This window comes from Geothermobacter ehrlichii (assembly GCF_008124615.1).
GTDB lineage: Bacteria > Desulfobacterota > Desulfuromonadia > Desulfuromonadales > Geothermobacteraceae > Geothermobacter > Geothermobacter ehrlichii.
This window is the reverse complement of record NZ_VNIB01000012.1, coordinates 57,176-79,343: the sequence shown is the minus strand read 5'-3', so window position 1 is coordinate 79,343 and position 22,168 is coordinate 57,176. Positions and strand designations below refer to the sequence as shown.

The 22,168-nt window shown below is 59.8% G+C and carries 28 protein-coding genes; 22 read left to right on the top strand and 6 right to left on the bottom strand.

Features of this window, described 5'->3' with window-relative positions:
• Positions 1-10: 10 nt before the first annotated feature.
• On the top strand, positions 11-418 hold the full coding sequence (locus EDC39_RS12060) for a hypothetical protein (protein WP_148896645.1): 408 nt from the start codon (positions 11-13) through the stop codon (positions 416-418).
• Positions 419-870: 452 nt separating this feature from the next.
• On the opposite strand, the gene EDC39_RS15385 is transcribed toward EDC39_RS12060, so the two are convergent.
• Positions 871-1,029, bottom strand: coding sequence for a hypothetical protein (locus EDC39_RS15385; protein WP_187426785.1), 159 nt, complete (start codon positions 1,027-1,029; stop codon positions 871-873).
• Between the two features lie 364 nt (positions 1,030-1,393).
• On the opposite strand from EDC39_RS15385, the gene EDC39_RS12055 reads away from it, so the two are divergent.
• Entirely contained in the window at positions 1,394-2,266 is an 873-nt protein-coding gene (locus EDC39_RS12055; RefSeq protein WP_148896644.1) for a ParM/StbA family protein, read from the top strand.
• Positions 2,267-2,275: 9 nt separating this feature from the next.
• Positions 2,276-2,530, top strand: a complete 255-nt coding sequence (locus tag EDC39_RS12050) for a hypothetical protein (RefSeq protein WP_148896643.1) — start codon at positions 2,276-2,278, stop codon at positions 2,528-2,530.
• 28 nt (positions 2,531-2,558) lie between these two features.
• Here the strand turns inward: EDC39_RS12050 and EDC39_RS12045 are convergent, their stop codons facing one another.
• On the bottom strand, positions 2,559-2,834 hold the full coding sequence (locus EDC39_RS12045) for an integration host factor subunit alpha (protein WP_148896642.1): 276 nt from the start codon (positions 2,832-2,834) through the stop codon (positions 2,559-2,561).
• Positions 2,835-2,906: 72 nt separating this feature from the next.
• On the bottom strand, positions 2,907-3,062 hold the full coding sequence (locus tag EDC39_RS15970; RefSeq protein ID WP_148896641.1) for a carbon storage regulator: 156 nt from the start codon (positions 3,060-3,062) through the stop codon (positions 2,907-2,909).
• Between the two features lie 151 nt (positions 3,063-3,213).
• On the opposite strand from EDC39_RS15970, the gene EDC39_RS12035 reads away from it, so the two are divergent.
• Genes EDC39_RS12035 through EDC39_RS11970 form a run of 14 tightly spaced genes read left to right on the top strand, consistent with a single transcriptional unit; the run spans position 3,214 to position 16,819 of the window.
• On the top strand, positions 3,214-3,753 hold the full coding sequence (locus EDC39_RS12035; protein WP_148896640.1) for an OmpA family protein: 540 nt from the start codon (positions 3,214-3,216) through the stop codon (positions 3,751-3,753).
• Positions 3,750-4,481, top strand: coding sequence for a DsbC family protein (locus EDC39_RS12030; protein WP_148896639.1), 732 nt, complete (start codon positions 3,750-3,752; stop codon positions 4,479-4,481). The genes EDC39_RS12035 and EDC39_RS12030 overlap by 4 nt, the downstream gene beginning before the upstream one ends.
• Positions 4,478-4,774, top strand: a complete 297-nt coding sequence (locus EDC39_RS12025) for a hypothetical protein (RefSeq protein ID WP_148896638.1) — start codon at positions 4,478-4,480, stop codon at positions 4,772-4,774. The genes EDC39_RS12030 and EDC39_RS12025 overlap by 4 nt, the downstream gene beginning before the upstream one ends.
• Positions 4,775-4,822: 48 nt before the next feature.
• Positions 4,823-5,104 (top strand): type IV conjugative transfer system protein TraL, encoded by a 282-nt coding sequence (locus EDC39_RS12020; RefSeq protein ID WP_148896637.1) that lies wholly within the window; start codon positions 4,823-4,825, stop codon positions 5,102-5,104.
• A gap of 10 nt (positions 5,105-5,114) precedes the next feature.
• Entirely contained in the window at positions 5,115-5,675 is a 561-nt protein-coding gene (locus EDC39_RS12015; protein ID WP_187426784.1) for a type IV conjugative transfer system protein TraE, read from the top strand.
• On the top strand, positions 5,672-6,541 hold the full coding sequence (locus EDC39_RS12010) for a type-F conjugative transfer system secretin TraK (RefSeq protein ID WP_148896635.1): 870 nt from the start codon (positions 5,672-5,674) through the stop codon (positions 6,539-6,541). Before EDC39_RS12015 ends, EDC39_RS12010 begins: the two co-directional genes overlap by 4 nt.
• Positions 6,531-7,757 (top strand): TraB/VirB10 family protein, encoded by a 1,227-nt coding sequence (locus EDC39_RS12005; protein ID WP_148896634.1) that lies wholly within the window; start codon positions 6,531-6,533, stop codon positions 7,755-7,757. The genes EDC39_RS12010 and EDC39_RS12005 overlap by 11 nt, the downstream gene beginning before the upstream one ends.
• Positions 7,754-8,137 (top strand): TraV family lipoprotein, encoded by a 384-nt coding sequence (locus EDC39_RS12000; RefSeq protein ID WP_148896633.1) that lies wholly within the window; start codon positions 7,754-7,756, stop codon positions 8,135-8,137. The genes EDC39_RS12005 and EDC39_RS12000 overlap by 4 nt, the downstream gene beginning before the upstream one ends.
• Position 8,138: 1 nt before the next feature.
• Positions 8,139-10,586: a TraC family protein gene (locus tag EDC39_RS11995; RefSeq protein WP_148896632.1), complete on the top strand. Its 2,448-nt coding sequence runs from the start codon at positions 8,139-8,141 to the stop codon at positions 10,584-10,586.
• A complete protein-coding gene (locus EDC39_RS11990) occupies positions 10,537-12,564 on the top strand; it encodes a hypothetical protein (RefSeq protein ID WP_148896631.1) in 2,028 nt (675 codons plus the stop codon). Before EDC39_RS11995 ends, EDC39_RS11990 begins: the two co-directional genes overlap by 50 nt.
• Entirely contained in the window at positions 12,561-14,492 is a 1,932-nt protein-coding gene (gene traN, locus EDC39_RS11985; protein ID WP_148896630.1) for a conjugal transfer protein TraN, read from the top strand. The genes EDC39_RS11990 and traN overlap by 4 nt, the downstream gene beginning before the upstream one ends.
• Positions 14,489-15,109 carry a hypothetical protein gene (locus EDC39_RS11980; protein ID WP_148896629.1) on the top strand — a complete coding sequence of 207 codons (621 nt, stop codon included), beginning with the start codon at positions 14,489-14,491 and terminating at the stop codon, positions 15,107-15,109. Before traN ends, EDC39_RS11980 begins: the two co-directional genes overlap by 4 nt.
• A complete protein-coding gene (locus EDC39_RS11975) occupies positions 15,106-16,101 on the top strand; it encodes a TraU family protein (RefSeq protein ID WP_148896628.1) in 996 nt (331 codons plus the stop codon). Before EDC39_RS11980 ends, EDC39_RS11975 begins: the two co-directional genes overlap by 4 nt.
• A 13-nt stretch (positions 16,102-16,114) precedes the next feature.
• Positions 16,115-16,819, top strand: coding sequence for a type-F conjugative transfer system pilin assembly protein TrbC (locus EDC39_RS11970; RefSeq protein ID WP_148896627.1), 705 nt, complete (start codon positions 16,115-16,117; stop codon positions 16,817-16,819).
• Positions 16,820-16,835: 16 nt separating this feature from the next.
• Here the strand turns inward: EDC39_RS11970 and EDC39_RS11965 are convergent, their stop codons facing one another.
• The 3 genes from EDC39_RS11965 to EDC39_RS11955 form a co-directional block, all read right to left on the bottom strand.
• The gene (locus tag EDC39_RS11965) at positions 16,836-17,321 is read right to left on the bottom strand and encodes a hypothetical protein (protein ID WP_148896626.1); all 486 of its coding nucleotides are present in this window, start codon (positions 17,319-17,321) and stop codon (positions 16,836-16,838) included.
• A 60-nt stretch (positions 17,322-17,381) separates the two neighbouring features.
• On the bottom strand, positions 17,382-17,621 hold the full coding sequence (locus EDC39_RS11960; protein ID WP_148896625.1) for a hypothetical protein: 240 nt from the start codon (positions 17,619-17,621) through the stop codon (positions 17,382-17,384).
• Between the two features lie 637 nt (positions 17,622-18,258).
• Positions 18,259-19,269, bottom strand: a complete 1,011-nt coding sequence (locus EDC39_RS11955; protein WP_246140251.1) for a CPCC family cysteine-rich protein — start codon at positions 19,267-19,269, stop codon at positions 18,259-18,261.
• Positions 19,270-19,659: 390 nt separating this feature from the next.
• Between EDC39_RS11955 and EDC39_RS11950 the strand changes: the two genes are divergently transcribed.
• From EDC39_RS11950 to EDC39_RS11930, 5 genes are read left to right on the top strand one after another with little or no spacing between them, the layout of a single operon-like run.
• Positions 19,660-20,040, top strand: coding sequence for a hypothetical protein (locus EDC39_RS11950; RefSeq protein ID WP_187426783.1), 381 nt, complete (start codon positions 19,660-19,662; stop codon positions 20,038-20,040).
• On the top strand, positions 20,037-20,558 hold the full coding sequence (locus EDC39_RS11945; RefSeq protein ID WP_148896623.1) for a S26 family signal peptidase: 522 nt from the start codon (positions 20,037-20,039) through the stop codon (positions 20,556-20,558). Before EDC39_RS11950 ends, EDC39_RS11945 begins: the two co-directional genes overlap by 4 nt.
• Before the next feature lie 11 nt (positions 20,559-20,569).
• On the top strand, positions 20,570-20,824 hold the full coding sequence (locus EDC39_RS11940) for a hypothetical protein (RefSeq protein ID WP_148896622.1): 255 nt from the start codon (positions 20,570-20,572) through the stop codon (positions 20,822-20,824).
• A 9-nt stretch (positions 20,825-20,833) separates the two neighbouring features.
• Positions 20,834-21,559, top strand: a complete 726-nt coding sequence (locus EDC39_RS11935) for a hypothetical protein (RefSeq protein ID WP_148896621.1) — start codon at positions 20,834-20,836, stop codon at positions 21,557-21,559.
• Positions 21,549-22,154, top strand: a complete 606-nt coding sequence (locus EDC39_RS11930; protein WP_148896620.1) for an HD-GYP domain-containing protein — start codon at positions 21,549-21,551, stop codon at positions 22,152-22,154. Before EDC39_RS11935 ends, EDC39_RS11930 begins: the two co-directional genes overlap by 11 nt.
• The last annotated feature ends 14 nt before the right edge of the window (positions 22,155-22,168 follow it).

The following is a 22,168-nucleotide window of genomic DNA, read 5'->3' as shown; positions in this document are numbered from 1 at the left end:
GTAGCCTGGGATGACCCTGAAAGAAGCGGCGGAGCTGGTCGATCTTCCCGCCTCCATTGTCGAACGGCTGCACAGGGACGGGATCATTGACGATCCCGTGTCCGAACTCGACCTGAAGGGACTGGTGATTCTTTCCCATGTCCGGGGCCGGGCCTGGTACATGAGAAAGATGCTGGCCCCTCTTCCACGCGGATACCGGCTGAAAATCCTTCAGGAGGGGGATTTGAGCAGGGCCGAGAGGTATGCCCTGTCTTGCTACCTGGAGGCCAAGAAAGGGGAGAGGGTGTTTGTGCAGGACGTTATGCAGAGAGTCCACGACTATCTGGGCGTTGAGCTTGGACGGAAGCAGGTCGAGCGGATTAGGGCCATCGCTTATGACATCCGGAGGGGGAAGAGCCGAAAGGCATTGGATTTGTAGAAAGGACTTGCGGTGGTGCCGGATTTAGAGTATAGGTTTGCTTAACACACCCGCCATGCCTCTGGCCGCTTGCGGCTATGCACACTTTGGTGGGTTTTTTATTGCCTGCGCTTTGACCTTCTCACAGAGTTTCTTCCCCTGGCTGCTCTGTTACAGCCCACAGATTCCCCTGAAAGCACATAACCCTGAATTTTGCGAACGGCCTAGGTGGTAGCTGCCCTGTCCTGTCTGGACTCAAGCAGCCATAGGACTCCATACTGCTGTTGGGGCGCAGGTTGGGTAGGAGGCTGATAGATTTCCTAATAGTGCCACCTGCCTCTATGGAGCGTTAGAGTAAATAGAGGACAGGAGGGTCGTTTTTATAACATTTGACGGCTGGTTTGGCACCGCCCGCCAGTTTTTCAGGTAACCGGTGGGAAGGAAATCGTCGTGGAAATGCTGGCGGGCGTCATCTACTTTTTCGGCGGGAGCGGGCGGCGCAGGATAGGCTTGGCGTTCGCCAGCACCTTCCTCGACTGCTCGCGGAACTCCTCGAACGACATCGGCTGCTGTCGCGAGAGGATTTCCTTCACTTTCTCGGAGTATTTCTTCGCTTCTTCTGATCTTGGCATTGAAGCCTCCCTTGTTCTCCGGTGCGATCGAAAAGCGATCTTTGATCTTTCTTTATTGAAGGATACCCGGCGCTACCTTTTTCATCAACGAAAACACCCCCACGGGCGTGGGGAAGACACCAAGTATGGTGTGGCCCTATATCCGATTCAATTCAATATACTGGGCTAAGGCGCTTTTTTCAATGGAACCAAACATGAAACAAAACCTTCCCTCCCTCCCCATCTCCCAGGCAAGAGCATGTCAACAAAAATGGCAACGTAGCCAAGTTTGGCTGCTTCCTGCTGATTTGTTTATCAGGATGTTGCCAGCCATGTAGCCAAGCAGGGCAACGTTGCCAACAAAGGCAACGAAAGGAGCTACATCATGGCATTCGTCTGTGACCTAGGATTTTCTTCCCTGAAATGGGTTCACGGGGACAACAAGGGGCGGATCGTGTCGGCCTACCGTCGCGGCCATGACGGTCTTGTGGTTGGGGAGGACGCCTTACTCACGGCAGGGTCGAGCTACCTCAAGACTCTGGAAGACCTGGTACATCACTATCCTGCCTTCGTTGAAGAGGCGGCTTCTGTCGCCAGGGTGCCAACCGGCGAATCTCTTGTTGTTGGCCTGCCCTATGGTGCCTGGGTTGCTGAGAAGGATAAGCCCGCAGGCGTGGTGCAGACCCTGACCAAGGTTCTCAATGCATCAGGCTGGCCGGAAGTGCGGGTTCTTCCCCAGGGACTGGGTGGTGTCCGTCTGTTCCTCAGCCAGAACCAGGACCGCGCCGGCAACATTCTCGCCGTCGATATCGGCTTCAACACGGTCATCTTCACGCTGGTGGAAGGCGAATCCCGCTCGATCATCTACGGCGACACCTTTTACAAGCGGGGCGTTCACCAGATGGCGACGCAGCTGCTTCTGCCGGCCATTCGTGACCTGGCTCCGTCCAGAACCTTCACTCCGGTCGAAATCAGCTACCTGATTGAGCGGGGATATGTCCAGTATGGGTTTGAACGCCACGACATCAGCGATGAAATCGAAACGGCTGCCAAAGCCTACATCGAGGATATTCTGCGGGACATACACGGGGAGCTGCAGGCCCATCTCGGCCTCAAGGCATCGTTTGAAACCGTGCTGATTTTCGGAGGCGGCGCAACCCTGATCCGGGACGTTATCAGCGCCAGGAAGGTGGCCATCGAGATTCTACCGGAGCCAGAATTCGCCAACGCCCTTGGCTTTGCCCTGGCCGAAGGCTAGGAGGCGTTCATGGCCCAGAGACTGATCCGGTTGACGCTCTATGACGACGCGATTCTGTCCGCCCTGGACAGGCTGAGCAGGGTTCGCAAACAGTCGATGTTCGTCGTGGAGGCGTTGCGCCATTACCTGGATACGAAAGAGGGCCAGCAGTTGTTGCTGGCCCTCACGGAGTCGGTGTCATTTCAACGGCAAAGTGAAACAAAGATCCACGGCATCGTAGAAAAGGAAAAGTCGAAGTCAAACATTGACGATATTTTCAGTTGAAACCAGAATTGTTTTCTAGAGTTATTGATTATTTGTTTAGAAGTTCTTTTAATGACGGACTTGGCTTAAATACAAGCACCCTTCGAGCGGAAATTTCTATTTGTTCTCCTGTATGAGGGTTGCGACCGACCCTTGATTGCTTGTTTCTTACCTGAAACTTTCCAAAACCGGTAATTTTGACGTCTTCGCCTTGGGTAAGCGTCGATTTTATGAGTTCAAGAACCTCCTCAACCGCTTCTGCGGCGTCCTTCTGGGTGAGTCCTGCCCTGGTACTGACATTCTCAACAATATCGGCCTTAGTCATGCTCTCTCCTGATGTAAATTCAAAAAATGGCTAACACCTTAAACATACAGGACTTTGTGTTTGATGGGAAGATCAGGATGTCTTTTTCCTGTCCTGCCGTTCGATTCTGATTGTCTTTGGAGCATCTATCCCCAGCTTGATCTCTCCGGGGCGGCATTCAAGCACCTTGATGACGATATTGCCTCCGATCCTGACCGTCTGTCCTTCCTTTCGTGTAATCACAAGCATCGGAACCCCTCCTTCCTGAAATTGTAGAGAGTTAGAATACGCCAACCTTTACCTCTGTGTCACTCCATGTTCTGGAGATAACGGCCTTTTTTTCTACCGCTGGCTTCCCCCTACCCCCATATCCCAGGCAAATCCCGATTCCGGAGGCTTCATGCGACGCCTGTCATGGATTTGCCTGTTTGTTCTTTGCGCTGCTCCGGCAACGGCGGCGACCGTCTGCCGGGAGGTCTACTCCACGGACTTTGGCCCGGTCGTCTCCAGTCCGGCGTCCAGGGGTTACCTGATTCAGGACGGGTGCCCCGACAACAGGCTGGTCACCCGACGGCTTCCCCCACTCACCATCCGCATGGCCGCCAACGGCCGGAATCCGGCTACGGAATCCGAAGCTACCCCACGGCAATGGGTTGTCCTGTTCGGTTTCGACCGGTCGGATCTGGACGCGCAGGACAAATCCGCTCTGGACGGCATACCGGCCGGTCTGCGCGTTCGCGTCGACGGCTACACGTGCCGGCTGGGAGGCGAAGCCTACAACCAGAGACTGTCGGACCAGCGGGCAAGCGCCGTTGCGGGCTACCTGAAAGAACGCGGCCTGACGGTCGTTGTCCAGGAAGGACACGGCGAGTGCTGCCCGGTGTCCGCTACCGACCTGGCGGCCAACCGCCGGGTGGTTGTCACGGAGGTCAGTAGATGAAGCGGCCCGTCCTGTTGCTGGCTCTTCTGGCGGCCACTGCCGCCCCGGTTCTGGCCGCCGACCAGGCGCCGGAGAAGGAACTGAGCAAGGCCCTCAAACTGTTTGCCAAGACCCTGCCCAAGACCGGGATCGACAGCTTCAAGCCGTCGCCCATTTCCGGTCTGTACCAGGTGGGGGCCGGCCCGCAGGTCTTCTACTTCTCTCCCGAGGGCTACCTGTTCTTTGGGGAGATCTGGACGGCGGACGGCAAAAACCTGACCGCTCAGGCCAGGGAGGAAATTATCCGGGACAACTTCGCCAGGCTGCCGCTGGAGAAGGCCCTGACCATCGGCAGCGGTCCGGTTCAGGTGGTCGAGTTCACCGACCCGGACTGCCCCTTCTGCCGCCAGCTCGACCAGGTTCTGGCCGGCAGGAAGGACATCACCCGTCACGTTTTCTTTTTCCCGCTGGAGTCGATCCATCCCTCCGCACGGGACAAGGCCAGATTCATCCTGTGCAGCGCGGACAGGGAGAGGGCCATGCGGGAAGTCTACACAGGAGGACTGGATGGCCAGCCCATTCCGGAAACAGGCGATTGCCAGGCGGACGCCCTGATTGACGAGTATCTGCGGGCCGGTGGTTCGGTCGGCGTGCGGGGGACGCCGACCATCTGGATCGACGGCAAGCGCGTTCAGGCAGACGCCCGGACGATCGCCACCATTCTCGATCAAAAAGGAGGCAACCAATGAACAGGAAAGCCCTGATTTTGCTACTGGCGCTGGCGTTTCTCATGATCGCCGGCCCGGTGTTCGCCTTTACCGCCCCGACCGATCCCAACTCCTTCGGCTACGTCTTCTACGACTACGTTGTGGTCAAGGGTCTTCAGGGGGCCATCGGTTTCGTCATCGGCATCGCCCTCGTCATTTACGGCGCGACCTTTCTGCCCCAGGGCAAGTACATGACCGGCTTCATCGCCATCATCACCGGCGGCCTGATCGCCGCTGCCGACAAGGTTGTGACCGGCTTCGGCCTGATCTGCTGATTCCCTTCCGGGGAGTCCCCCGCTCCCCGTTTCCACTTCTGGTGCTCCATGAATGATTCGCTTTCGCGGCGGATGCCGCAGTACCTGACACAGCCGTACCAGCTGCTCTGGTTCGAGCCGGACGACATGGCGATCATGGCCATCGCCTACCTGTTCGCAATGATTTTCGGTGGCTGGTTCTGGTGGAGCATGTTGATCGTCCTGCCCACGATCTACTCCCGTGCCAAGCGCAACCGGCCCCGTGGCTTCATGCGGCACCTTCTTTACATGCTTGGCTGGTCGCGGATGCAGGGGTATCCGCAGTATTTCGTGGACGAGTTCATTGAGTAGGGAGCAAGCCGTGAGACTCGACCTGTTCATTCAGAAATCGAGCAACCTGTTCGCCACCAACCGCCTGCTGATGCTGATCGTCGTGCTGATCGGCGGCCTGACGCTGTTCAACACCCTGATGCTCCAGGTGGCCCTGAACCGCCAGGCGGTGGTGCTGGTGCCGCCCGGCCTGAAGGACAGGGCGAGCCTGACCGCCAGCACCATCAGCGAGGACTACGCCCGCGAGATGGCCCGCTATGTCACCTCCCTGCTGCTGACCTACAGTCCCGGCACCATCCGGCGGCAGTACGAGGAAGTCCTGGCGCTCATCGCCCCGGAGAAGTTCGCCGAGATGCAGAAGGCGCTGATGGAGGCCGTGGATACGGTCGAGGTCGCCACGGTGTCGCGGGCGTTCTTCGTCACCCGGATGGAGCTGAAGCCGGACGAGAAGGTGATCGAGGTCACCGGCATCGAAAAAACCTTCGTCCAGGACCAGAAGACGGACGAAAGGCAGAAGGTCTATGCCATCGGGTTTTCCGTCCGTGGCGGGCGCTTCTACGTGACCAGCTTCGAGGGGAGGGATCTGCGATGAGATGGAAGGAGGTTACCCTGGCCCTTCTGCTTGGGCTGGCAGCGATCCCGGCAGTGGCTTCGACCGGCGAACAGGAAGAATCCCTGGTCGTTGTCTTTCCCGAACACACGACCAAGGTTCCCCTGTCCAGCACGGACGTAAACCGCTTTGTCTGTCCCGGCCCGATAAAGGACGTGGTGTTCTCGCAGGACAAGGGGATCAGGATAAAGATCGCCGGCGAGAACGCCTTTGTGAAATTCCAGGCGCTGAAGAAGGGGCAGGAGGTGATCTACACCAAAACGCCTTCGGAGTTCTTCGTCATCTGCGACGGGGACGTTTACTCGATGATCGGCCTGCCGAAGAAGATTCCCTCCCAGACCATCCGCCTGACCAGCGGCAGGAAGAAGCGCATCGAGAAGAACCTGTCCATCTTCGCCGGCCTGCCGCTGGAAAAGAAGATCCTCAAGCTCATCAGGCAGGCGTACACCGGCGATCTGCCGGAGAGCTACTCGGTCCGGCCCGTCTGGAAGCAGCTCAACGTCTTCGACCAGCTCTGGCTGACCGCCAAACGCGACATCGAGGTGGAAGGCGAAGGGCTGGGCCTGCGGGAGTACATCGTTTCCCTCAAGGCCGGCCAGGGACAGTGGCGGCTGAACGAGGCGGACTTTCTGAACCCGCAACTGACTCACAGCCCCCTGGCCGTCGCCATCGAGGAACCTTTGCTCGATCCCGGCGACATCACCCGCGTGTTCATCGTCGAGAGGCGCAACCCGGATGCCCGGCGCAATCCCCTCGTCCGGCGGGGACGGCCGGAAGTGGCCGGACCGCCAGCGGGCGGAGATGAGACGGCAAGCGTGTTTGGGGAGGACGGTAGCGATGAACCTTAAAGAGACGTGGAAAAACCTGGACCCGGAGCGGAAGAAGAAGGTGGTCAAGGCCCTGTGCGTCGCCGGCGTCCTGCTGTTCGCCCTGTTCGCCTACAAGGTCCGCTCTAAACCGGCACCGCCGCCGAAGCCCAGGGCGAAGCCGATTGCCCTGCTGGACGACGCCAGGACGTTCCAGAAGTCCCTCTACCAGAAGAGCCAGAGCGAGCTGAAGAAGCGGGACAGGCAGATGGCCGAGCTGAAGAGGAAGCTCGACGAGCTGATGAAACGCGAAGAGGAAGAGAGAAAGAGGGACGAAGCCACCATCTCCAGCCCGGACAAGGGCAAGAGGATGAATCCAGATGGGATACCAGCGTTCGACAGGGCGCCTTCCTCTTCTCCGCCGGTGCTGCCGGCCTATCCGCCACCCCCTCCGCCCGGCGCCGTCTATCCGTCCGCCGTGGCGAACGGCACGAACAGTTCTCCGGGACAGCCGCCGGCTCCGGACGAGGTGGTGATGATCGGGGAGATCGGCATGGTGTCCGCGCCGGCCAGCGATCTGCCTGAGCCGGATAAAAAAAAAGACTCCACACGCCGGATCTATCTGCCTCCCTCCTTCATGGAGGCGACCCTTCTTTCCGGCCTGGACGCACCTACCGCTGAGGTCGGCAAGGGCAATCCGGTCCCGGCCCTGGTCCGCATCCAGGACCTGGCGGTTCTGCCGAACGACGTGAAGGCCGACCTGAAGGGCTGCTTCGCCATCGTCTCCGGCTACGGAAACCTGGCGACCGAGCGGGCCTTCATGCAGGCGGTGTCCCTGTCCTGCCTGACCAACGAAGGCAAGGCGGTCATCGACCAGGAGATCGAGGGATTCCTGGTCGACCGGGACGGCAAGATCGGCCTGTCGGGCCGGGTCGTCTCGCGCATGGGCTCCACCATCGCCCGGTCGATGCTGGCTGGCTTCTTCGGCGGCCTGGGCGACTATATCTCCGCGTCCAACCAGATCACGTCCACCAGCGCACTTGGGACCACGGTCACCATCGACACCGGCGATGCCGCCAAATACGGCGTCGGAGCCGGACTTTCGAGCGGGTTCAAGGACATCCAGAAGTTCTATCTCGACCTGGCGAAGCAGGCGATTCCGGTCATCGAGATTCCGCCGACCAAGGACGTGACGCTGGTCATCCAGAAGGGCGTCATGCTCAAGCTGCGTGATCCGAACATGGAGGCGAAGAAATGAAGCAGTTGATTCTGGTTCTGACGGCTCTGACGCTTTCCGCGTGCGCCGTTTTCAATCCCTACGAGGAAAATTTCCGCTGCCGCAGGACGGACAGCGGCAGGTGCGTGGACGTGCCGACCGCCTACCACATGGCGAAGGACCTGGACGGGAACACGGCTCGCGCGGCGAACACGGAGTACGAGGAATCGCTGTACAGGCGGGTGACGGAACTGCTCCAGGCCCCGTCCACTCCCGTCGTGGCCCCGCCCAAAGTGATGCGGGTCCTGATGCTGCCCTACGAGGGCGACGGCAACGAGCTGTTCATGCCGCGCTACGCCTACATCTTCCTCGACCGGCCCCGGTGGGTGCTGACCGATCCGTTCGCCAGGGGAGGAAAGTAACATGGCCCTTGTGTCCCTGCTCTTCGGCGACGGCGGGCTGCGGAAGTCGGAGATGGCGGCGGCCGTCCGGCGCAACAGATTTTCCGACTACCTGCCCTATGTCGCCTACGATCCGGACAGCAAAACCTACCTGAACAGCGACGATACCCTGGGGATGCTCTGGGAGTGCGTCCCGCTGACCTTCGCCGGCGAGCGGGCCGTGCTGTCGATGGAGGGCCTTCTGCGGGTGCCGTTCCCGAAGGGAGCCATCCTCCAGTTCATCCTCCACGCCGATCCGCACATCGACCCGATCCTGGATGCCTACAAATGCACCATCCGCCGGGAAGGAGAGCTGTTCATGGCCGTGGCCGAGGCCCTGACCGAACATTTCCGCCGGGGCGCGGAGGGAACGTGGGCCAGCGGCCAGGTGCTGCGGAATTACCGGCTTTTCGTCGCCGCCAAGTGGCCCAGGGAAGCCGGCAGGGGCGTCAACCTGTCCGAGATCCACGGCATGTGCAACGAGGCGCTGACCGGGGCCGGGCTGGCTCCCCGCGACGTGGGCCCGGAGGAGCTGCTCGACTGGCTGCGGCGGCTTCTGAACGACAGTCCGACGGGGAACCTGCGGGCCTACAACGACACCATCCCGATCCGCAAGCAGGCGATTTTCGCCGAAACCATCATCCGGCGTGAAAGCGACCATGTCCAGGTCGGACGGCGCCAGTGGCGCTGCCTGACGCCGAAGACCTGTCCGCAGGAGATCTCCCCGCTGACGACCAACCGGCTGTTCGGCGGGGTCGAGGGGATGGCGTCGGACGCCGACCAGGTGCCGAGTCCGTTTCTCTATTCCCTGACGGTGCTGCTTCAGGACCAGAAAACCCTGCTGCACGCCAAGTGCAACGCCATCATGATCCAGCAGGCCGCGGGCTCGTTCGTCATGAGTCTCGCCCGGAAGAAGGAGGAATACGTCTGGGCGACGGGCGAGACGGACAGGGGAAAGAAGTTTTACCGGATCATCCCGATCCTGTGGGTCTACGACGAACCGGACAGGTGCCGGCGTTCCCTCGACCGGGCGCGGCGGCTGTGGGAGAACCAGAACTTCCTGATGCAGGAGGACCGGGGGATTCTGCCGATCCTGCTGGTGTCCTCGCTGCCGTTCGGTCTCTACGACATCGGCAGGAACGTCGAGCAGATCGACCGGCACTACATCACGCCCGCCGACACGATTGCGGTGATGGTGCCGAACCAGGGGGACTTCGGCGGCGTCGGCCGGCCGGAAATGCTCTTCGTTGGCCGCAAGGGACAGGTGGCCACCCTAGATCTGTTCGACCCGTCGGCCACCAACCACAACGCCTATCTCGCGGCGACCTCGGGCGGCGGCAAGTCGTTCCTCATCAACTACCTGGCGACCAACTACTACGCCGCCGGCGCGAAGATCCGCATCATCGACATCGGTTTTTCCTACAAGAAGATGACCCATCTGGCCGGGGCGCGGTTCCTCGACTTCTCCGACCAGACCCGGATCTGCATCAATCCGTTCACCAACATCATCGAGCCGGAGCATGACATTCCGGTGATCGCTCCGATTGTCGCCCAGATGGTCTACTCGGCCACCGACGAAGAGCCGACCGAGACGGAGATGAGCCTGCTGAAGAACGCCGTCTGGTGGGCTTGGGAAAACGAGGGAAACAAGGCCGGCATCGACCATGTGCATCATTACCTGGCCCACTTCGGCGAGATCGCCAGAACCAATGGCGAGATTGCCCAGGCCGCAGAGAAGCTGGCGTTCAACATCACCGACTTTACCTCGAAAGGCCCCTACGGGCGGTTCTTCAACGGCCCGTCCACGTTCGACATCGCAAGTGACGACTTCGTGGTGCTGGAGCTGGAACACCTGGAGCAGAAAAAGGAGCTGTTCAAGGTGGTGACGCTCCAGATCGTCAACGCGGTGACCAAGGATCTCTACCTTTCCAACCGCCAGGACCCGCGCTTCATCATCTTCGACGAGGCGTGGAAGTTCCTGAACAGGTCGGACCACCTGCGGGAAGTCATCGAGGAAGGCTACCGGCGGGCCCGCAAGTTCAAGGGGAGCTTCAACATCGTCACCCAGTCGATTCTCGACATCAAGCGGTTCGGCCCGGTCGGCGACGTGATCTGGGCGAACAGCGCCTTCAAGTTCTTCCTGGAGTCTGGGGATTTCGCCCGCGCCGAAACGGAGAAGCTGATCACCTACGACCCCTTCACGATGAACATGCTCACGGGGATCAGGAGCCGGCGGAAGGTCTATTCGGAGATCTTCATGGATACTCCTTCCGGCTGCGGCGTCGCCCGGCTGGTGGTCGATCCGTTCAGCTACTACGCCTACACGTCCGACGCGGACGAGATCGCGGAAATCGAGTCGATGGTGCAGGGAGGGATGAGCTATGTCGAAGCGATCCGGGCGATGGTGGATAAGTATCGCCGCAACGGCTAGCGTTCTGGCCCTGGTGCCGGCGCTGGCGGGGGCAGCTCCCGTCCCGGCCGGACAGCCGGACCAAGCGGCCCTTGACCAGGCGCTTCAGGCCGGCGGCGAGGCGGCCTCCAGGGTGATGCGGAAGTACGGCGGCCGGCAGGAGCTGAAGCAGGGGGCCATCGAGCCGATGACGACAACGGCTCCCCTGTCCACCATCGACAGCAGCCGGCAGTTCCAGGCCAGGCTTTCCTTTCCAGGCTCGAACAGGTTTCTCGACGTGATGATCCAGCCGGGATCGACGGGGGACATCGCGACCCTGATCGTGACCCAGGACCTGGACTTCAACGACCAGATGGACAGCCGGTGGCAGGCTCCGGCCCCGGTGTCGGGTGTCTGTGCCAATGGCGTCATCATGTGCGACCCGGGAACCTGGAACAACTGCCGGGATTTTCTGTGGCGGGCGGATTCGGCCGGGAAGGTTGCGCTGGTTCCGGCCACGCCGGACCGGCTCGGCGGCTGCTACTGTGTCAACAACGGCTGCGGCAGCAACCTGATCTGGAACAATTCCGCGATCCTGCTGAAAGACCTGGGCGGCGGCATCGTCGGGGCGATCCAGGCGGCCAATCCGAACCTGGCCATCTCCAGCGTGCAGTCCACCCCGGTGACGATCTCCTACTTCGGCCAGGACATGTCCCGGCCGGCCACGGGCCAGAACGGAGCCGGCGGCGGGCAGCCAGCCCCGCCACCGCAGACGGCCTACTTCCGGAATCCTCCCGACCTGACCTCGGCGGCGACCGCCACGGCCACGGCGCAGGCGGCGGACAACTCCAGCCTGTACAGCCAGGTGGTCAACACCTTCGGAACGAACATGCAGCGGCGCACCTGCGCCATCAAGCGGATCGTGACCCTGACGGAGGTTACCTTCAATGACGTGCTGCTGCCGCTGGGCGGTTCGCTTTCCTCCTTCGGGCTGTGCGGCCCGGAGTGCGGGACGCTGGTGCTGGACACCACCTACAAGCTCGGGCAGCCGTGCAGGACCTACATCTCCCGCTTCTCCTTCTTCGTCAAGCGGCCTGACCTGATCCAGTCGGTGGTTCTACGGAATGTCGCCTTCGACGACCACCTGAAGATTCTTGTCAACGGCACGGAAGTCTACAAACACGGGTATTACTTCGGGCAACAAAGCGGCCCTACTGCGGGGTGCGAGCGGTCCACCGAGTGGCGGTACACCCTCAACAAAGACCTGACGGCACTGTTCAGGACAACGGGGCAGGTGACGGTGGAGATGATTACCACCATCGCCGGCGGCGGTCACGGGCTGGCGAACATCGACATCCGCCTGAAGCCGCTGTCCTGCGACGTGACCGACACCATCAACGACACCTGCCAGGCGCTGGAAACGGACCCGTCCTGTTCGCTCTACGACGAGAAGGTGGACGGCGTGCAGACCTTCCGGCAGGGGAACGCCACCGGGCTGACGCCGCTGCCGTCGGCCAGGCAAATCACCCAGGGGACATGCACCAGGACACTGAACTATGACTGGTGGCAGAAGGAACGGGTCTACATGTGCGACGCCCGGTCGTTCGACTTCTCCACGGCGGCCACGCGCTACGGGGCGGTGGTCGATTCCGTTGTCTCGGGAGGGATGACCTACCAGGACATGCGACTGGTGGGTGGAACCTGGCAGCCCGGTTCCGGCTCCCTGTCGATGATGGACTTTGGCTCTCACGCCGAGTGCGAGATGGCCTGCAAGACGCGGCGGGTGTCGAGCAAGGACCAGGCGCTGCTTTCCGGGCCGGTATCGCAGGCCCAGACTGACCCGGTGTCCTACGACATCCTCTATCACACCTGCCAGGACGGAGCATGTCCTGTTGGACCGGGAGAGGAAATCCTGAAGGACTGCCAGTGCCTGAATGAGTTCGCCGAGGCGGCCACCGTCATGCAGATGCTGCGGCAGGCCCAGAAGGACATGATCTGTTCGGACGGAGTGGCGAAATGAGACGGCTGACGGCTCTGGTGGTTCTGGTCTGTTTTGTGGCCGGTTTTCCGGTCAACGGCCTGGCGGTCATGATGTGCGGGACGGACCTGAACGGGGACGGCTACACCGACGGTCCGAACGAGACGGCGCAATGCCAGAACGTCCCTGTTCATGGCGGACAGGGGAATCAGGATTTCTGTCCGGTCCAGGCGGTGGACTGCGAGGCGACGACGAGCAATCCGACCACGGAAAAGACCTGTTCCGATCCGGCCTACAGCTACAACGCCACGGCGGACCGCTGCGAGAAAACCCCTGACTGTCCGGGCGGGACATGGGACCCGGCGACAAAGGGCTGCACGGGCGGCCCGGCCATTCCGGCGACGCCGGTGGTCCCTTCAACCTGTTCGGCTGAGATTGTCTGGGACATGGTAACCACCACGACATGGACCGGTTCGGCACCGCCTGGCGGAACCGTCGAGGTCAAGAGGATCAGGCTGACCACCGGCGGGGCTATGGGATACTACTATTTCCGTTTCGACCAGGCGTGCAACTGGGTCGATTACTACGTGGTCGACACGCGAACGAATCCGCCCTCGACCACAAGCATGGCTCCCACGGGCGCTCTTCCCCTGGCGCCTGGCCAGAGATTTCAGCAGACCTACCCCGACTTCTGGGGGACCGGAACCTGGAGCGTCACCTTTACCAACACCACCCCACCGACGACCGGCTACACATGTCCCGCCGGCTACACCCTCCAGGGGACGAGCTGCGTTCCGCAGCCGCCGGCTCCCGATTGCGGCGCCGGAACCCTGAACGCACCGGCTGGCCTGTGCGTCATGCCGCCGACGACGACACAGACCTGCCCGACCGGGACGCTCGATCCGGCCATGGGACTGTGTACCGGGGATTACGTCTGTCCGCTGGGCGACCAGTACGCCTGCCTCGATACCGGGGGACAGGTGCCGCAATGTTCCCCGAACGCCTGCACGGACATCCCCCAGGACCAGATTGGGGTCGACACGACACCCCAACCGGTCACGGACACCTGGCTGCGAGACGACGGTCCGAAGGACGCGGACGGTAACTGTCTCGGTGTGCTGTACATCTTCTCCGGCAAGCCGTCCCGCTGCCGGCCGCCGGGGATGAAGGTCGGCTATCTGAACGACTGCTGCGATAGCGATGGCAACACCATTGCCGACACCAGGACCGGGCAGAGTTTTACACAGACGGCGAACGCTCTCCACACGGCCTACCAGATGGCGCAGACGGCCTACTATTCCTACCAGATCGGTGCCGGAGCAATGGCCGTATCCCAGACTGCGACCGGAGCGGTTGTCATCACCAACGCCGCGACCGGGGCTACGGTGACGACCATAGCGGCCGGGTCGGAAATGGCCTCCGGCGTGCTTGCCGCCAATGGCGCGGCCATGTCCGGAGCGGGCGCATCGGGAGCGGTCAGTGCCGGTCTGCAAGGCTACGCCACGGCGATGCTGAACCCGGCGACCATTGCCTTTGCCCTTGCCATCATGGCGGTGATGAAGGTGGCCTTCGGCAAGGGGTGTGACCAGAACGACGGCGAGACGGCCCTGTTCGCCGCTTCGGGCTACTGTCACTACCTGGGGACTGTCTGCGACCGGAAGTGGCCCGTGGTCGGCTGCGTGCAGCGGTCCAGACGGTATTGCTGCTTCAACTCGAAGATGGCCCGGATCGTGGCCGAGCAGGGGCGTTCACAGCTCAAGGCGTTCGGCCCCGACGGAGGATGGGGAACGCCCGAGAACCCGAACTGTCGCGGTTTCACGCCGGAGGAATTCCAGCAGCTCGACTTCTCGAGAATCGACCTGTCGGAATACTTCGACGACATCATGGCGGACATGAACCGGAACGTCCAGGACGCCCGGCAGAGGATTCAGCAGGGCATCCGTGCCCACTACCAGCGGACGACGCGATGAGGCGCCTCGTTTTGGTTGTGGTTCTGGTCGCCTGCACCGTCCAGAACGGACAGGCGAAAGACCTGGGGACGTTCGGCAGGACATACCCGATTGTCGAGCGGGACGCCCTGGAGGAAACCCGGGAGCGGGCCGGCCAGGTCGACTGGCGGGCGGTGATGAGACGGATCAGGCCGGAAGCGTACCGACCGAAGGGGCTGAAGCGTCTTCCGAGGGCGGGTGAAGACAGGACGTTTCTGGTGGACATGACCTACACGCTGCCGTTCGACATTCCGGACGGCAAGGGTGGCGTTCTCTATCCCCGTGGCTACCAGTTCAATCCACTGGACTACGTGCCGTTCAACCAGACGCTGGTGGTGTTCAACGGCGATGACGCGGACCAGGTGGCGTGGCTGCGTGAATCGGGGCTGCTGGAGGAAACGGGAACGGTGCTGATTCTGTCGGGCGGCAGCTACGTGGAGATGGCAAGGGATCTTGCCCGCCCGGTCTACTACCTGAATCCGCAGATCGTGGACCGCTTCCACCTGCGAGCCGTTCCTTCGGTGGTTCGCCGCATGGGGAAGATGATGGAGGTCAAGGAGTTCAAGGTCGAAGGTGGACACGGGGAGGGAGAGGGATGATGAGGGTCTTCGCCGCCTGTCTTCTGGTTCTCTGTCTGGTGTCGACGGGCTGGGGACGGTGCCAGTCGCGGGTGTTCAACCCGGTGGAGGACATCTGCTGGCAGTGCATCTTCCCGGTCCAGTTCGGTGGCCGGGTGACCTTGGGCAACACGCGGGGAGATGTTCCTCCGGAAACGCGGTCCTCTCCGGTCTGCGCCTGTTCCAACGGCGGGTCGGTCACCGTTGGGACGACGGTGAGCTTCTACGAGCCGGCGCGGATGATCGAGACGGTGCAGGACGCGTACTGTTTTCCCTCCCTGGGAACGCGGATGTCGAACCCGCAGCCGGGTTTCCTGAACGGCTCGAAGGACGATCCGACACTGCACGGCGGGGCCAAGATCTTCCAGCAGGTTCACTACTACGTGCTGCCGGTCTTCCAGCTCATGAACCTGTTCGTGGATTTTCCCTGCCTGGAGCAGAAGGGATTTGACCTGGCCTACATGACGGAAGCCGACCCGCTGTGGTCCAACGACGTGCTGGCGCTGCTGCTGAACCCGGAGGCGCTGCTGTTTGCCAATCCGGCGTCGCAGCTGTCATGTGTCCCGGACAGCGTGGCGGCCAACACGGGCTATCCGATTGACCAGCTTTTCTGGTGCATGGGTTCGTGGGGCAGCGCCTATCCGCTGACCGGTTCCATCGAGGGCCGGGACGACACGATCGCGAACGCGGGGCTGGCGGCGCGAATGCTGTTCAAGCTGGGCCGGGAAATGCTGCTGTTCGACCGGGGGACCGATCCCTGCGGCGCGGTCATGACGCCCATCTGGAAAAAGAGCCTCTACCGACTTCAGATCGCACGGCCGGTCAGGGGAAACGACTGCATCCCCATCGGCCGGTCGGACTTCCTCTGGGGGGCCGGGAAGAATCCCCCGACAGGGGCCGGTCCCAATGCCCCGAACAATTTTCTCTGGGTGCTGACCCGGAAGAACAGGTGCTGCATCGGCTACGCGCCGTGATGGAGGGCTGGACGTGAAGGGATTGCTTGCCGCGCTGATGGTGCTGTCGGTTCTGTCGTCCGCCGTTGCGGCGTCTCTGGAGGAACAGGCGGCCGGGTTGCGGGACCGGGCGACGAAGATGGATCTGGACAAACCGGAGGTGGAAATCTCCCCGGAGATCCGGCAGAGGGTGGACCGGCTGCTTTCCCTGTATCGTTCCCCGGAGTACCAGCGGAAACTGAAACGGGAGCAGGCCAGAATCCGCGAAATTCTGGGCCTGGAGGGGCAACCGGAGGCGGACAGGGGGGATGATGGCCACGGGAAGACGTTAGGCCGTTCTGTGTATGTTTTCGTCTCTTCTTCGGTTCCGTTGCAGACCCTGCGGAACTATGCCGCCGACATGGCCGCTCTGGAGGGATATGACGCGGTGATGGTGTTCCGGGGATTCGTTGGCGGGGCCGGGAAAATCGGGCCGACCGCCAGGCTGATAGGGGACATTCTGAAGGTGGATTCGTCCTGCGACCTGTCGACCGGTCAGTGCGATGCCTGGCCGGTGTCGGTGACCGTCGACCCGGAGAAGTTTCGCCGGTTTGGTATCCGGCAGGTGCCGGCCATCACTCTCGACCGGGAGGGGAAAGAGCCGCTGACGGTTTATGGCGATGTGAGTCTGGGGTATGCCTTGAAGAAGTTTTTGAGCGAAGTAGGCAGCCTTTTGATTGAGGGCATAGGAGCTGAATAAAAAATATACTGTATCGTCATTTTAGATTGCCGAATAGGTGTTCCTTGATATAAACGATTGTTTTTTCTTTGGTTTCTACTATTTGTAGAGAGTAGCTCCTGTTGCCTGTTGTTATGCTTAGTGTTTCTATTGTGCCAGCAGGTAGGTGATGGGTAGTGGTTTCGATTTTGCCAAGATCGATACTATTGCTTGAAAGGAGTTCAATATATTTTTTTATCCCTTGAGACAAGTCATGTTCATGGGCTACATATTGGTTTACGCTTATTGATATTGTTTTGTTGTATATAAATTGAATGTTGCCAAGGTATTCGCCTTTATTGTTTTTGCATAAATAAATGCCATCAGGCGTGGTGTTGAAATTGCATATATTGTCAAGCTTGTTTAATACTTGGTTCTTTTCTTCCCCGATATATAGTTTCTTTCCGTGAAAAATGATAGACTCTTCTGAGTGTGCTGACTTAACACTAATTAAAGCGATCAATAAAGCCAATAAAAACTTCATGGCCGCTCCTTTTTTTGGTTATAAAGTTTAAACAATGGTTCTTAGTTGGTTGGTGATGTTTTATTTGCTGTCCGCACGAACTAATCCATGTTTTAAAAGAATGTCATTTGTTTCCCAAAATTTCCCTTTGCCATTCCAAGTGTATCTGATTTCAACCTTTTCTTCTGACTCGGAAATAATTTCTAGATCTTCAATCCCAGGGATTCTTCGGAGAGCATTTAGAGCATCAGTGCCAATGCTCTGATTTGATAAAAATCCGCATACACCATCGCGTTTTAGAGTGATGGAATGTCTAGACACAATTGGTTTCCTTTGAGTTATCTTTGTTTCTCTGTTTATAGTTAGGAGGGCTATGGGTTCAAAGATTTAGATTGGCTGAAGTGCGGATATCCCCCCTCCAAGATTTCCTGCCCGACAAGCGGTAGTTGGTGCCCAGCCTAAAAAATTTCTTAGAACCTGTCAATTGCCACTGGACTCTAGAGGCTGCCTTCACTGATAAATTGGTTGGTGTTTCGGCCATAGAGAGAGGAAAGAGGCACTGTGGCGGGGCCCCCAATCCGCCTGAAGCGGCAACCCCGCATGGCCATCCCCGCAAAGCGAGTGGTACGGCCGGGGGAATTTCACCGTGTCACACAGTGCCCACTGAAGAACATCACAGCATTGATGGCAGATGAGTAGTAGAAGCAGGTGGGGTGGGTGGCCGGCTACTCCCCACCATACCGGCATCGACCATAGGGTCGATGGCGCCACAGGCAACGCCGAAAATTTCCTGCTGTCGCCCCGCCTTCAGGGAGGAAGGCAGATGCTGGTAGCTGTTGCAGTATCTCCCGGTATTCGCCCCAGATAAAGCCCTCCTGACCAATCCAGCACAAGCCTGTCCATGAACGCCTGGCAGGTTGAGCCGTCAGGTTTGGATCTGCCAGAACAGGCTCTTTGTCTAGCGGTCTTCCGCGCCAAAAACTTCCTTCTCCAGCTTTATGACTTCATCGAGCATCCGGAGGTTCATAGAAGGCCCTTCGACGAGTCCCAGGTAGGCGCGAATCAGGAGGCATTTCTTCAGGAGGTTATCCTGGCTCCGGCTGAAAGCCGGTTCGTCTTCCGGTCCAAAAGAGGTCAGGTACTTGGCAAAATTAAGGCGTGCCGTTTCAAGCCTTGAAGCCCCCTCTTGGTCTTCATGGCTCTGGATTGTCTGCTCTGCCCAGCCGCATAATCTGCAAGGTCTGGTGTCTCCCTTTTTCAGGGTCGGCATCCCGCAGACAGCGCACGGTTGGCGATTAAACTTCCCCGGCATTTTCTCCCGGCAACGGTCGCAGGTTTCCTCCATGCGATCAGACAGCAACTCTAAATGGTACAGGGCTGAATCCGGAGTTATCCAGCCACCATGCAAGCTGGTGCCTTCCCATACCGGGTGTCCAAGCCATCTGTCGTCACTAATTACTCTTTTGCGTTGCTTGTAAGTGAGTGCTTGCCTGCCCAGATACTCCGCCAGGTTTGTTGGCAACCCCAAGAAGCGTTTGACCTCAATCACCCGTTCTGGAAGGTCCGGGGAGTCGCGAGATTCCAGCATCCTATGGAAAAGATGAATCAATGTCCTGTTTTCCTCACGGTTCTCTTTGACGCGATCAAAGTCCGGCTCACCGGGACGGTACATGCACCCGTAACGTGCAAAGTTCAGCCGCGCTTCTGTCAGGGAATAGTCACCGTTCGGCCCGCCCCAGACCTTGTCGGCCTCATCGTCGTCCTGTCCGTCATCTTCCCAATCACAGAGGAAACATAAGTCATAGTTGCCGCGTTCCGAGAGAGTGGGATAACCGCACACCGGACAGGTGCAGCAGTTGAAGGCTTCGTAAGATGGAACCTGGTCGTTCCACATGCGCTGGCAGAGTTGATCGAAGGCCTGGCGGCGCTGCTGGAATTCTTCCAGAATCTGTTCCTTGCTTTGCGACATAAACGGCCTCGGCTCTCGGGTCAGGGCTTTCTTGGGCTTTTACTCTTCACCCGCGATTTCCTGGGTGGCCTACCATACATTGGCCACACGATGAATCGTTTTCCGGGCCTTCCCCTTTCGTCCTGTCAACAATGGACAGCGTAGCTTCTTTGCGGGCTCTCATCAAGAACGGGCGAAGAAAGGACGCCTTTTGGCAAAGGCTTGGAAGGGCAAACTCTGGAATCGCTGAAAAAGTTTTCTGGAAAAACTGAAAATAATATAAATAGTTATATCTCTCTGGAAAAAGTCCGCCTGCTTCTTTGACGAGACGGTCACCGTTCTTTTCTGGAATCGCTGAGAGATTCCCCCCTTCGGCAATACAAGGGTAGGGAGCCTCGAAAGGAGATCCGGATGAGTGGTGACCATCAGGACCGGACAACCCACCCTCACTTTACCTCAATGGAGGCTGGACCGGCCCCCGCGAGTTTTTCCCCCCTCCCTCGCGCAATGGGGCCGGTCCAGGTCTTTTTTCTCTGTCTGCTGACCAGTCTGGCAACGGCGGTTGGGACCGTCTGGTACTACGACCAGCACTACGCCCAGAAGATCGTCGCGGTCGATCTCAAGGGTTTCCTGCAGCAACAGAAGGATGACTACCTGAACGGCAGGATCAGCGAGGACGATCTGAACCGGCGCATGAACGAGCTGGAAGCGTTCGTTGACCGGATTCCCGAAAACCACTCCGTCATTCTCGGCGATGTTGTTGTTCGGAACATCGAGGTGCTGAAGCCGTGACCTGGCTGCGGGATTTCGTCCGGGAACGCCGGGGGCTGGCTCTTGGGCTTGTGTCGGCCCTTTTTCTTGGCACCTACATCATCCGTCACCTGTTCATTTCCATTACTCCGTCCATCTCCTACCGGGTTCTCTGGCTCGATGATGTCCACAACGCGCGGAAGGGAGATTACGTCGTCTTCCGTCTCGACACCAGGCGGCTACAGGGAGTCCCGTTGCCGGTGGACCTGAAGGACGAAAAGGGCTTCATCCGGGCAGTGAAGCGGCTGGCCTGCGACGAAGGGGAAGTCATCAGCCACCGTGGGCCGAGAGGCCGGGACATCTACTGCGGCAACGAGTTCCTTGGCCGGGTGAAAGAGCGCAGCCACACCGGACAGATGCTGCGTGCGCTTCGGTTCGAGGGTGTCATTCCCCCCGGCAGGGCGTACATGGCCGCCGACAACATGGACAGTTTCGATTCGCGGTATTTCGGCCTGGTGGACAAGCGGGATTTCGAGTACCGCGCCATCGGTCTTTTCTAGGAGGCGTCGTTATGGACTGGTTCGCCAACATCAACCCGCTGACCCACGTGAGCGCCGGCGAATACGCCACCTTCTGGCAGACCCTGTTCGCAACGCTTTTCCTCGGCATCTGGAGCCGCACCTTCGCCAGCCTGCTGCTTGTGCTGTCGTTCTGGTTCGGTGTGCGCCGACGCAACTGGATTCTCGGGTTCTGGACCTTCGTCGGGGCCGGTTCTCTGGCCTATGGCGCGGCGTTCATGCGGTTTCTTGGGCTTCTGGCCCGCTAGGAGGACTCAATGGGGAAAGACACTGGCACCACGGACATCATGCCCATGCCGGACGGCCAGGAGATTCATCCAAAGGGCTTTCTGGAGGCGATTTCCTTTATCGAACAGAGCTTTGCCAACGAGCTTGGCGGCGCAATAATCCGGGACACCTTCCTGACCACCAAGCAGCGGCTGGAGTTCTTCGAGGTCGGGTTCCGCAGTTCGTTTCTTTCCGGCCTGATTTCGGCCCTGCTGACCCCGATAGCGATTGGCGTGGTCGAGCGGTACATCCCGATCTTCGGAGACGCCGACCCGTCCAGGTTCGACCTGGTGTTCGCCTTCATGCTGGCGGTCGGCTATTCCATCGGATTTGCGATTTTCCTTGCCTACGCCTGCACCAAGTTCATCGGAAGCTACACCAGGTCGATGATCAGGAACCTTCTCGGCGGAGTGGTGGCCGGATCGATCCTGAAGGCGATCCTGGCGTTTCTCGGATTCCACTTCCTCTATTTTGTCGTCCTGTCCGACGCGAACATGGTGAAGGGAGCGCAACTGCTGTACAAGGCGCACCTGCCACGCCGTTTCGTCATGTCGGCCTACTCGTGGATCTACGACTTCAAGCCGGTGCTTCTGACTTCGGCATGGTTCGTCGTCGGTGTCACGCTGGTGTTCATCCTGATTCCAACGGTTTCGATGGTGCTGGCGACCATCAGAAACCGGAAACTGATCAAGGCGGGGCTGGTGCATGTTGAGTGAGATTGTCGATGTTGTCCTGAAGTCCCTCTATGCGAGAAGTGCCAGCCTGTACAACCACTCAATGGTGACCGGCCGGCTGGCGCAGCAACTGGTGGTGGCCGGCGATCTCTGGCGGGACTACGACCCGCAGCAGGCCCATATCGCCGGGTTGCTGCACGACGCCGGAAAGCTCTTCCTGCCGGACGCCATCCTGCTCAAGTCCGGTCCGCTGGACGACACGGAGCGCGGCGTCATGGAGCTGCATCCGATCTGGGGCGGCCAGTTCTGCCAGGGAACCGTCCTCGAAACGTTCAAGCAGGTCGTTCTCCAGCACCATGAAAAACCGGACGGGACCGGGTATCCGCTGGGAACCAGGGAAGTCTGCTTCGAGGCCCGGATCATCCAGGTGGCGGACACCCTCGCCGCCCTGATGGACGACCGCCCCTATCGCCGGGAGATCCTGCATCCGCATTTTCTTCTCCGGCAGGTCCGGGAAACCGTGGAAGGGCTTTTCGCCGGCGAGAAGGAAAGGAAGGTGCTGCACGCTGTCCGGGTTGTTCTCGGGCTGGCCGAAGGCAAACACGCCAGGCCGCCGCTGAGCCTGGTGACGACATAGGGAAGGGGGAAAAG

What these genes read in the sequence shown, in the direction of transcription:
- EDC39_RS12060 (WP_148896645.1), top strand. Translation starts at nt 11, where the DNA reads ATGACCCTGAAAGAAGCGGCGGAGCTGGTCGATCTTCCCGCCTCCATT.
- EDC39_RS15385 (WP_187426785.1), bottom strand. Translation starts at nt 1,029, where the DNA reads ATGCCAAGATCAGAAGAAGCGAAGAAATACTCCGAGAAAGTGAAGGAA.
- EDC39_RS12055 (WP_148896644.1), top strand. Translation starts at nt 1,394, where the DNA reads ATGGCATTCGTCTGTGACCTAGGATTTTCTTCCCTGAAATGGGTTCAC.
- EDC39_RS12050 (WP_148896643.1), top strand. Translation starts at nt 2,276, where the DNA reads ATGGCCCAGAGACTGATCCGGTTGACGCTCTATGACGACGCGATTCTG.
- EDC39_RS12045 (WP_148896642.1), bottom strand. Translation starts at nt 2,834, where the DNA reads ATGACTAAGGCCGATATTGTTGAGAATGTCAGTACCAGGGCAGGACTC.
- EDC39_RS15970 (WP_148896641.1), bottom strand. Translation starts at nt 3,062, where the DNA reads ATGCTTGTGATTACACGAAAGGAAGGACAGACGGTCAGGATCGGAGGC.
- EDC39_RS12035 (WP_148896640.1), top strand. Translation starts at nt 3,214, where the DNA reads ATGCGACGCCTGTCATGGATTTGCCTGTTTGTTCTTTGCGCTGCTCCG.
- EDC39_RS12030 (WP_148896639.1), top strand. Translation starts at nt 3,750, where the DNA reads ATGAAGCGGCCCGTCCTGTTGCTGGCTCTTCTGGCGGCCACTGCCGCC.
- EDC39_RS12025 (WP_148896638.1), top strand. Translation starts at nt 4,478, where the DNA reads ATGAACAGGAAAGCCCTGATTTTGCTACTGGCGCTGGCGTTTCTCATG.
- EDC39_RS12020 (WP_148896637.1), top strand. Translation starts at nt 4,823, where the DNA reads ATGAATGATTCGCTTTCGCGGCGGATGCCGCAGTACCTGACACAGCCG.
- EDC39_RS12010 (WP_148896635.1), top strand. Translation starts at nt 5,672, where the DNA reads ATGAGATGGAAGGAGGTTACCCTGGCCCTTCTGCTTGGGCTGGCAGCG.
- EDC39_RS12005 (WP_148896634.1), top strand. Translation starts at nt 6,531, where the DNA reads ATGAACCTTAAAGAGACGTGGAAAAACCTGGACCCGGAGCGGAAGAAG.
- EDC39_RS12000 (WP_148896633.1), top strand. Translation starts at nt 7,754, where the DNA reads ATGAAGCAGTTGATTCTGGTTCTGACGGCTCTGACGCTTTCCGCGTGC.
- EDC39_RS11995 (WP_148896632.1), top strand. Translation starts at nt 8,139, where the DNA reads ATGGCCCTTGTGTCCCTGCTCTTCGGCGACGGCGGGCTGCGGAAGTCG.
- EDC39_RS11990 (WP_148896631.1), top strand. Translation starts at nt 10,537, where the DNA reads ATGTCGAAGCGATCCGGGCGATGGTGGATAAGTATCGCCGCAACGGCT.
- traN (WP_148896630.1), top strand. Translation starts at nt 12,561, where the DNA reads ATGAGACGGCTGACGGCTCTGGTGGTTCTGGTCTGTTTTGTGGCCGGT.
- EDC39_RS11980 (WP_148896629.1), top strand. Translation starts at nt 14,489, where the DNA reads ATGAGGCGCCTCGTTTTGGTTGTGGTTCTGGTCGCCTGCACCGTCCAG.
- EDC39_RS11975 (WP_148896628.1), top strand. Translation starts at nt 15,106, where the DNA reads ATGATGAGGGTCTTCGCCGCCTGTCTTCTGGTTCTCTGTCTGGTGTCG.
- EDC39_RS11965 (WP_148896626.1), bottom strand. Translation starts at nt 17,321, where the DNA reads ATGAAGTTTTTATTGGCTTTATTGATCGCTTTAATTAGTGTTAAGTCA.
- EDC39_RS11955 (WP_246140251.1), bottom strand. Translation starts at nt 19,269, where the DNA reads ATGTCGCAAAGCAAGGAACAGATTCTGGAAGAATTCCAGCAGCGCCGC.
- EDC39_RS11950 (WP_187426783.1), top strand. Translation starts at nt 19,660, where the DNA reads ATGAGTGGTGACCATCAGGACCGGACAACCCACCCTCACTTTACCTCA.
- EDC39_RS11940 (WP_148896622.1), top strand. Translation starts at nt 20,570, where the DNA reads ATGGACTGGTTCGCCAACATCAACCCGCTGACCCACGTGAGCGCCGGC.
- EDC39_RS11935 (WP_148896621.1), top strand. Translation starts at nt 20,834, where the DNA reads ATGGGGAAAGACACTGGCACCACGGACATCATGCCCATGCCGGACGGC.
- EDC39_RS11930 (WP_148896620.1), top strand. Translation starts at nt 21,549, where the DNA reads ATGTTGAGTGAGATTGTCGATGTTGTCCTGAAGTCCCTCTATGCGAGA.